Origin of the sequence: Nonomuraea sp. NPDC050404 (assembly GCF_040655495.1) — a bacterium.
Taxonomy (GTDB): Bacteria; Actinomycetota; Actinomycetes; order Streptosporangiales; family Streptosporangiaceae; genus Nonomuraea.
On the sequence record NZ_JBFAKB010000048.1, the window covers coordinates 63,058 to 70,438 of the forward strand.

The following is a 7,381-nucleotide window of genomic DNA, read 5'->3' on the forward strand; positions in this document are numbered from 1 at the left end:
CTCGTGAGTCTCGTACGGATGGTGTGGAGCGGGGGCGGCCCGTGAGTCTCGTACGGATGGCGAGGCGATGTGGGGACCGGTGGTGGGCCGGGGGAGAATCGGGCGCTATGAGGCTCTTCGCGGCTCTGGTGCCGCCCGGTGAGGTGCTGGATGAGATCGAGCGTGCCGTCGCCCCGTATGTCGGGCAGGTGCAGGGACTGCGCTGGCCCGATCGGGAGACCTGGCACATCACGCTCGGCTTCTTCGGCGAGGTGCCCGAGCACGTGCTGCCCGAACTGGAGGTGCGCCTGGCCCGCGCCGTGGGCCGCCACTCCGTCATGAACCTGACCTTCGCCGGCTTCGGAGCCTTTTCCTCCGCACGTCGCGCGCGGGTCCTCTGGGTGGGCGTCACCGGCGACTCCATGACCAGGCTCGCCGACTCGGTCAAGGCGGGCGCACGCCGGGCCGGGGCGGAGCAGACGGACGACAAGCGCTCCCGCCCGCACCTCACCCTGGCCAGGGCCAGGACGGAGACGGACCTGCGTCCGGTGGTCGAGTCGCTGTCCGGGTTCAGCGGCTCGCCGTGGCGGGCGGAGCAGGTCCGTCTTGTACGCAGTCACATGGGGCCGCCGGTGAGGTACGAGTCACTCGCCGAATGGGCACTGGCACCCGCCGAGCAGAGCTAGGCTCCAGGTCGTGGATCGTCCTCGCCCCTGGCTGCTGCCCGTCGTGCTCGGCCTCCTCCTGCTGATCGTGATCATCGGCGCCGTACTGACCTGAGCCAGCGCCCTGACTGCCGGCGCCCTGACGGCTGACCGGAGTCAGTGCCCTGACCCCCGGCCTGAGGCAGTGCCCTGACGGCCTGATGCGGCACCCTCGCCGGCCCGAGCCGCGCCCCGGGAGCGCCGCACCCGCTGCCAGGCGTGGCGCCGCACCCGCTACTCCGACGTAGCGCCGCGCCCGTTGCCAGGCGTAGCGCCGCGTCGCTATTCCGACGTAGCGTCGCCACCCGTTGCCAGGCGTGGCGTTGCGTCCGCTACCCCGACGTGGCGTTGCGTCGGTTGACGGGCGTAGTGCCGTGCCCCTTACCAGGCGTAGTCCTCCGGGGCGGTGCGGTGGCCGGGGAAGATCTCGTCGAGGCGGGACAGGGCGGCCTCGTCCAGGTCGATCTCCAGCGTGCGCAGGCTGCCCTCAAGCTGCTCCATCGTGCGCGGACCGATGATCGGAGCCACCACCGAGCGCTGCTTGAGCAGCCAGGCCAGGGCCACGTCGGCCGGCTGCTCGCCGAGCTCGTCGCAGAACTTCTCGTACTGCTCGATCTTGTCGCGGTGCTTCTCGAGCTGCTTGAGCATGTGCTCCGCGCCCGAGCGGCCCTTGTCCAGCTTGCGCAGCACGCCGCCGAGCAGGCCGCCGGCCAGCGGGCTCCACGGGATCACGCCGAGGCCGTAGTCCTCGCACGCGGGCAGCACTTCCAGCTCGGGCGCGCGCGTGAGCAGGTTGTAGTGCGTCTGCTCACTGACCAGGCCGTTGAAGCCCCGCCGGGCGGCGCTCTCCTGAGCCTTGGCGATGTGCCAGCCCGCGAAGTTGGACGAACCCACGTAAATGATCTTGCCCTGCTGGCGCAGGACCTCCATGGCCTCCCAGAACTCCTCGAACGGGGTGTCCCGGTCGATGTGGTGGGCCTGGTAGATGTCGATGTAGTCGGTCTGCATGCGCTTCAGCGAGGCGTCACAGGCGCGGCGGATGTTCAGGGCGGACAGCCTGCCCTCGTTGGGCCAGTCGCCCATGGGGGAGTAGGCCTTGGTCGCGATGACCGTCTTCTCCCGGCGGCCACCACCCTGGGCGAACCACTTGCCGATGATCTGCTCCGTGATGCCCTCGCCCTTGACACCGCCGTAGCCGTTCGCCGTGTCGAAGAAGTTCAGCCCCAGCTCGTGAGCCCGGTCCATGATCGCGAAGGAGTCTTCCTCCGTGGTACGCGGGCCGAAGTTCATGGTGCCGAGGCAGAGCGGGCTCACCTTGAGACCGCTGCGTCCGAGGTTCACATAGTCCATGACTCAACCCTAAGGACCTGGAGTGCACTCCAGGCCATAGATTGGGCTTCATGATCCAGTGCTGGACGGAAACCCCCTCCTTACACCTACCATGATCGCCCTGCTGCGGGCCGCCGTGCCGCTCTTCCTGGCGATGATCGCGGGCATGGTGGGCTCGCTGGTCGTCACCTCGGTGCTCGGCAATCATGACACGGTCACGCTCGCCGCCTTCGCCGTGGTGACCGCCGTGCTCACGCCCGCGAGCGCCGCCGTGCAGGGGGCGCTGCGCGGGCTCGGGCCGTTCGTGGCTCCCTACCGGGACGATCCCTCCTCGGCCGTTCCGGTGGTGCGGGACGCGCGCTGGCTCAGCCTGACGACCGGGCTCGTCGGAGCCCTCGTCGTGCTCTGCGTGCCGTTGCTCGCCCGGATCACCGGGGTGCCGCCCGAGGTGGTGCGGGAGATGGGGCTGCTGCCGTACTTCCTCGCGGTCTACCTCCTGGTCTTCGCCTCCACCGGAGGCGCGAGCACCATCCTGGTCGCGCTCGGGCGCAGTCGTAACGTGCTCTGGCCGACGCTCGTCTTCGGCGTCGGGCTGGGCGGGCTCACCGCCGCACTGGTGCCGTCGCTCGGGCTGACGGGGGTGGGCATCGCCTGGGTGGTCTCCGGCGTGACGGCGGCGATCGTGGCCGCGATCAACCTGCGCCGCGCGCTCGGGCGGCCCATCGGGCAGGCCAGGCCCAGGACACGGGAGATCGCGAAGCTGGCGAAGGTGAGCATCCCGCTGGCCGGGACCGTACTCATCAAGTTTGGTGTGCTGGGCGTGGTGACCTTCGCGGTGAGCACCACGAACGCGCGTGACACCGCCGCCCATGCGGTGCTGAGCACGCTCACCGGCTTCATGATGTTCGCCTCCCTGTCCATCGCCCAGGCCGCGGTGCCCGAGGTCGCCCGCGCCACCGACGTGGCCGGGGCGCGGCGGGCCCATCGGAGCGCGGCTTTGCTTGCCATAACAGGGACGCTTGTGGCGGCCGTTCTGCTGCTCGGGTTCGGCGACAATCTGCTAATCCTTTTCAGCGACGACGCGGCGGTGCGGGAGCGGGTGCTCGGGCTGCTGCCGCTGATGTTGTTGTCGTCGGTGCTCGACGCGACCCAGGCGGTCCAAGGCTTCGGGCTCACCGCGCTCAAACGGTCGGCGGCCAGCCTGCTCTACTTCGCCATCGGGTACGGACTGCTGGTCGTGGCCGCCGTGCCCGTCGCCAGGGCCTGGGGGATCACCGGGCTGTGGGTGGCGATGGCGCTGGCCAACGGGCTCCTGACGGTGTTGCAGGGCACCGGCTTCCACCGCCACAGCGCCAAGGTGGGCACGGGCGCCGCGCCCGCCTCACCGATCGGACGCTGAAGGCCGCGCGTGGGGCATGATGGCGAGGTGGGGGATCTCGTGACCAGGGTGCTCGCCGTCGTGGCGACGTTCTTCCTGCTGCCCGCCGTACTTGTCACACCCGCCTCCGCGGCCCCGGACGACGACGGCATCGCCCCCGCCGTGCCCGCCTTCGCCGCGCCCGCTTCCACGGCGCCGGATGACGACGGTATGGAGAAGCTGTTCAGCTTCAGGGACTCGCGGATCACCGAGTCGAGCGGGCTGGCCGTGTCGCCGACGCACCAGGACGTCTACTACACGCACAACGACAGCGCCGCCACCCCGACCTTCTACGCCGTGGACGGTCAGGGGCGCACCCGGGCCACCTTTCAGGTACGTGGGGCGCAGGCGCGCGACTGGGAGGCCATGGCCACCTCCAAGGACCCGGCGACCGGCCGCGGGGTGCTCTGGTTCGCCGACATCGGCGACAACCTGGACGGGGCCTGGCCGAACGTCTCCGTCTACAAGGTGATGGAGCCCCAGAGGCTCGGCGACGCCACGCTGCCCGCCGTCCGTTACCGGTTCCGCTACGCCGACGGCGCACGCAACGCGGAGGGCCTCATGGTCCACCCGAAGACCGGGCGGCTGTACGTGGTGTCCAAGGAGTTCTCGGGCTCGGTGTACGCGGCGCCGAAGAAGTTGCGCGCGGACCGGATCAACGTCCTGCGCAAGGTCGCCACCGCCCCGATCATGGCCACGGATGCCGCCTACGCGCCCGACGGCTCGTCGTACGTCATCCGCACCTACTTCTCCGCCACCCTCTACCGGCCCTCCGGGGAGTCGATCACCAAGGTGGCGATGCCGGAGTTGAAGCAGGCGGAGTCGATCACGTACACGCTGGATGGAAAAGCCCTGCTCACGGGCACCGAGGGCCCGCGCAGCCCGGTCTCCCGGGTGCCGCTCCCCGAGCAGGCCGCCCCTACGCCCAGCCCGAGTCCGGTCAGGGCCGACCAGAGCGAGGAGAGCAGCACCGCCGCGCAGCAGCCGACCGGCGAGTCCGGGGGCGGCGGGCTGACGCTCAGGGACGTCCTCATCTGGCTGGCCGCCGCCACGACCGCCATCGGCGTGATCACCTTCCTGGCCCGCCGCACCCGCTGATCGCGAAGACGGGGATGACGATCAGGGCCCAGGCGGCCTGCGCCAATGCCCGAAGAATGATGAAGGCGGCTTGATGTCGAACGGTGAGCGGTTTGCCGTGGTCAGGGGTGGCGGGAGACGCGATGGCGGTTGCCGCGTGATGCAATTGACGCGCGTGTGGCCGACTCAGCGGAAGTTGCGCATGGTCGCGGTGAACAGGTCGCCGCGCAGTGCCTGCTCGACGACGGTGATGGCGCGGGCCAGGCGGACCAGGCGCGGCCCCTCCTCGCGGTAGACGTCGAGCACCGCCTGGACGGCGTGCGGGGGCAGGTGGCCCTTGAGGTCGACGGCGGCGCTGCGATATCCCGCCCTGGCGGCCTCGACCTCCGCGTTGACGTGGTGGATGGCCATCCTGGCCAGGGCGATCGGATGGCGCTTCAGTATCTCGTAGCTCCGGTAGTCCGGGGGCACGGCGTCGAGCAGCCAGGCCACGGCCGAGGTCTCCCAGTCGGGCACGCTGGGCGGGCGGACCTCGGGCGGCCACTCCGGCGGCAGATACATACATCCATCGTACTCACGTTCGATTCTGGGTCATGAGGCTGTTGGGCCATGATGGTGTGATGCCTGAACCGAAGGTGCTCTGGAAACCCTTGCGGAGCTGGCGTGGAGCTCGCCTGCCTGAGTAACGACGCGGCGGTGCGGTCAGGACTCGTTTCGGCGGCGGTTCGGCCCCTCGCTCCCGCGCGAGCGCTGTGGGGTCGCCGCCATCCGTGCAGGATGGGTCAGGGTGTCTGGGGGGTTAGCAGGCGGCGGTTGAACGCCTCGGCCACGGCGGCGGCGCGGTCGCCGACGCCGAGCTTGGCGTAGATGTTGAGCAGGTGGCTCTTGACCGTGGCCTCGGTGATGAACAGCCGGGCGGCCGCCTCCCGGTTGGTGTTGCCGGCCGCCACGAGTTCGAGCACCTCCAGCTCCCGCGGGCTGAGCAGTTGCGGGGCCGGGGTCCTGACCCGGTTCATCAGCCGGGCCGCCACCGAGGGGGACAGGACGCTCTCGCCCCTGGCCGCGGCCCTGGCGCCGCGCAGCAGTTCCTCGCGGGGAGAGTCCTTGAGCAGGTAGCCGGTCGCGCCCGCCTCGATCGCCGGGAGCACGTCGGCGTCTGTGTCGTAGGTCGTCAGGACCAGTACGCGCGCGGTGACGCCGACCCTGGCCAGCTCGGTGATCGCGGTCAGCCCGTCCATGCCGGGCATGCGCAGGTCCATCAGGATCACGTCGGGCCGCAACCGCTCGGCCAGACGTACGGCCGCCGCGCCGTCCGCGGCCTCGCCCAGCACCTCGAATCCGGGAGCGGAGGCGAACATGTTGCTCAGGCCGTCCCTGACGATGGGATGGTCGTCGGCGATCAGCAACCGGATCGGGGTCTGCGCCACGGTCCTGGCCGGGTGGTGGGTCATGCGGGGCTCCCCGCCGGCAGGTCGGGGATGCAGGCCGAGATGCCGGTGCCGGCGCCGGGCTCGGACTCGATCCGCAGCGTGCCGGACAACCTTTCGACGCGCTGCCGCATGATGGTCAGGCCGAACCCGCCACCGGTCGCGTCCCTGGCCTCGTACCGCGCGGGGTCGAAGCCCCTGCCGTCGTCACGCACGTCCAGCGCCACCTCCTGCTCCAGGTAGGACAGCGTCACCCCGGCCCTGGAGGCGTGCGCGTGCTTGGCCACGTTGGCCAGCGCCTCCTGGGCCGTGCGCAACAGCGCGAACTCGGCCTCCGGCGGCATCGGACGTACCGTGCCGGTGGTCGTGACCTGGACGGGGAGCCCGTGCAAATGAGACCAGCGGTCGGCGACGCCGGCGAGGGCGTCGCTCAGGGGCGTGGTCTCCAGCGGCTCGGGCCGCAGCGCGTGGACCGAGCGGCGGGCCTCCGACAGACTCTCCCGCGCCAGGCTCTTCACCGCCGCGAACGGCCGGTCCCACTGCGGCGGGACCTCGTGCATCTGCTCGGCGGCCTGGAGTTGCGTGATGATGCCGGTGAGCCCCTGCGCCAGGGTGTCGTGGATCTCGCGGGCCAGCCGCCGGCGCTCGTCCATGACTCCGGCCTCCCTGGCCTGGGCGAGCAGTTGGGCGTGCAGGCCGGCGTTCTCGGCGAGTGTCGCCTCCAGCAGCCGGTTGGTCCTGCTCAGCTCGGCGAGGGCCTGGAGACGCTGCTGCTTCTCCTTGTCGGCGAGCTGGAACACCCAGGCGGCGACGCACATCATGACGACGTTGACGGTCACGATGATCACGAAGATGGTCAGGCCGAAGGCGGTCGTCGTGGCCACGCTGGAGGCCTGCGCGGTGCCGGCCACGACCGCCGTGGCGGCCACCCCCGGCAACTGCCACGGCCAGTTGAGGATCGTGAAGGCGTAGACGTAGGGAGCGGGGGTGAACAGCCCGAACGTGGGGTCCCGCCACACCAGGACCGCGGTGATCGCCAGCAGGCCGACGAAGAACACGCCCATGATCCCCGGACGGTCCCACCAGCTCGGACGCAGGGTGAACATGCCGAGCATCCAGGCCGCCGCCAGGGCGCAGAGGGTCAGGGTGATGGGCTCGGTCTGCCCGTTGAGGACCTTGAAGGCGACGATGGCGGCCAGCAGGGCGTAGGGCACCACGGTGAGCAGGAGAAACGGCGGTTCTTCCCGTTCCGCGTCCCCTGGCCGGGGCGTCCGCCTGCTCAAATCCCTCTCCCCTCGCGCCGAGTCTATGCGCACCAGCCTGCTACGACCCGTACGGTTTGCCCATCGCCCGTACGGCGGGCTCACGATCCACCGATCGGTGGATCGTGACGGCTTCGTGGTAGCCCTCCTGCTGGATGAGGACTTCGCCGTGCTCGCGCCAGAAGA

The 7,381-nt window shown here is 70.5% G+C and carries 7 protein-coding genes; 3 read left to right on the forward strand and 4 right to left on the reverse strand.

Features of this window, described 5'->3' with window-relative positions; translation table 11 throughout:
• The first annotated feature begins 107 nt into the window (after positions 1–107).
• A complete protein-coding gene (thpR, locus tag AB0I81_RS60680; protein ID WP_360678968.1) occupies positions 108–665 on the forward strand; it encodes an RNA 2',3'-cyclic phosphodiesterase in 558 nt (185 codons plus the stop codon).
• Positions 666–1,064: 399 nt separating this feature from the next.
• On the opposite strand, the gene AB0I81_RS60685 is transcribed toward thpR, so the two are convergent.
• Positions 1,065–2,033 carry an aldo/keto reductase gene (locus AB0I81_RS60685; RefSeq protein WP_360678970.1) on the reverse strand — a complete coding sequence of 323 codons (969 nt, stop codon included), beginning with the start codon at positions 2,031–2,033 and terminating at the stop codon, positions 1,065–1,067.
• Between the two features lie 91 nt (positions 2,034–2,124).
• On the opposite strand from AB0I81_RS60685, the gene AB0I81_RS60690 reads away from it, so the two are divergent.
• Both AB0I81_RS60690 and AB0I81_RS60695 read left to right on the forward strand, forming a co-directional pair.
• Positions 2,125–3,411: an MATE family efflux transporter gene (locus AB0I81_RS60690; RefSeq protein ID WP_360678973.1), complete on the forward strand. Its 1,287-nt coding sequence runs from the start codon at positions 2,125–2,127 to the stop codon at positions 3,409–3,411.
• A 27-nt stretch (positions 3,412–3,438) separates the two neighbouring features.
• On the forward strand, positions 3,439–4,527 hold the full coding sequence (locus AB0I81_RS60695) for a hypothetical protein (protein WP_360678975.1): 1,089 nt from the start codon (positions 3,439–3,441) through the stop codon (positions 4,525–4,527).
• Between the two features lie 165 nt (positions 4,528–4,692).
• Here AB0I81_RS60695 and AB0I81_RS60700 read toward each other — a convergent pair whose 3' ends face one another.
• The 3 genes from AB0I81_RS60700 to AB0I81_RS60710 all read right to left on the reverse strand — a co-directional run bounded on the left by AB0I81_RS60700 (position 4,693) and on the right by AB0I81_RS60710 (position 7,216).
• Positions 4,693–5,067 carry a hypothetical protein gene (locus tag AB0I81_RS60700; protein WP_360678977.1) on the reverse strand — a complete coding sequence of 125 codons (375 nt, stop codon included), beginning with the start codon at positions 5,065–5,067 and terminating at the stop codon, positions 4,693–4,695.
• Positions 5,068–5,288: 221 nt separating this feature from the next.
• Entirely contained in the window at positions 5,289–5,957 is a 669-nt protein-coding gene (locus AB0I81_RS60705; protein WP_360678980.1) for a response regulator transcription factor, read from the reverse strand.
• Entirely contained in the window at positions 5,954–7,216 is a 1,263-nt protein-coding gene (locus tag AB0I81_RS60710; protein WP_360678983.1) for a sensor histidine kinase, read from the reverse strand. Before AB0I81_RS60710 ends, AB0I81_RS60705 begins: the two co-directional genes overlap by 4 nt.
• Positions 7,217–7,381 lie beyond the last annotated feature (165 nt).

Bases quoted from the DNA above. Each gene is read 5' to 3' on its own strand.
- thpR (WP_360678968.1), top strand. From the start codon at position 108: ATGAGGCTCTTCGCGGCTCTGGTGCCGCCCGGTGAGGTGCTGGATGAG.
- AB0I81_RS60690 (WP_360678973.1), top strand. From the start codon at position 2,125: ATGATCGCCCTGCTGCGGGCCGCCGTGCCGCTCTTCCTGGCGATGATC.
- AB0I81_RS60700 (WP_360678977.1), bottom strand. From the start codon at position 5,067: ATGTATCTGCCGCCGGAGTGGCCGCCCGAGGTCCGCCCGCCCAGCGTG.
- AB0I81_RS60685 (WP_360678970.1), bottom strand. From the start codon at position 2,033: ATGGACTATGTGAACCTCGGACGCAGCGGTCTCAAGGTGAGCCCGCTC.
- AB0I81_RS60705 (WP_360678980.1), bottom strand. From the start codon at position 5,957: ATGACCCACCACCCGGCCAGGACCGTGGCGCAGACCCCGATCCGGTTG.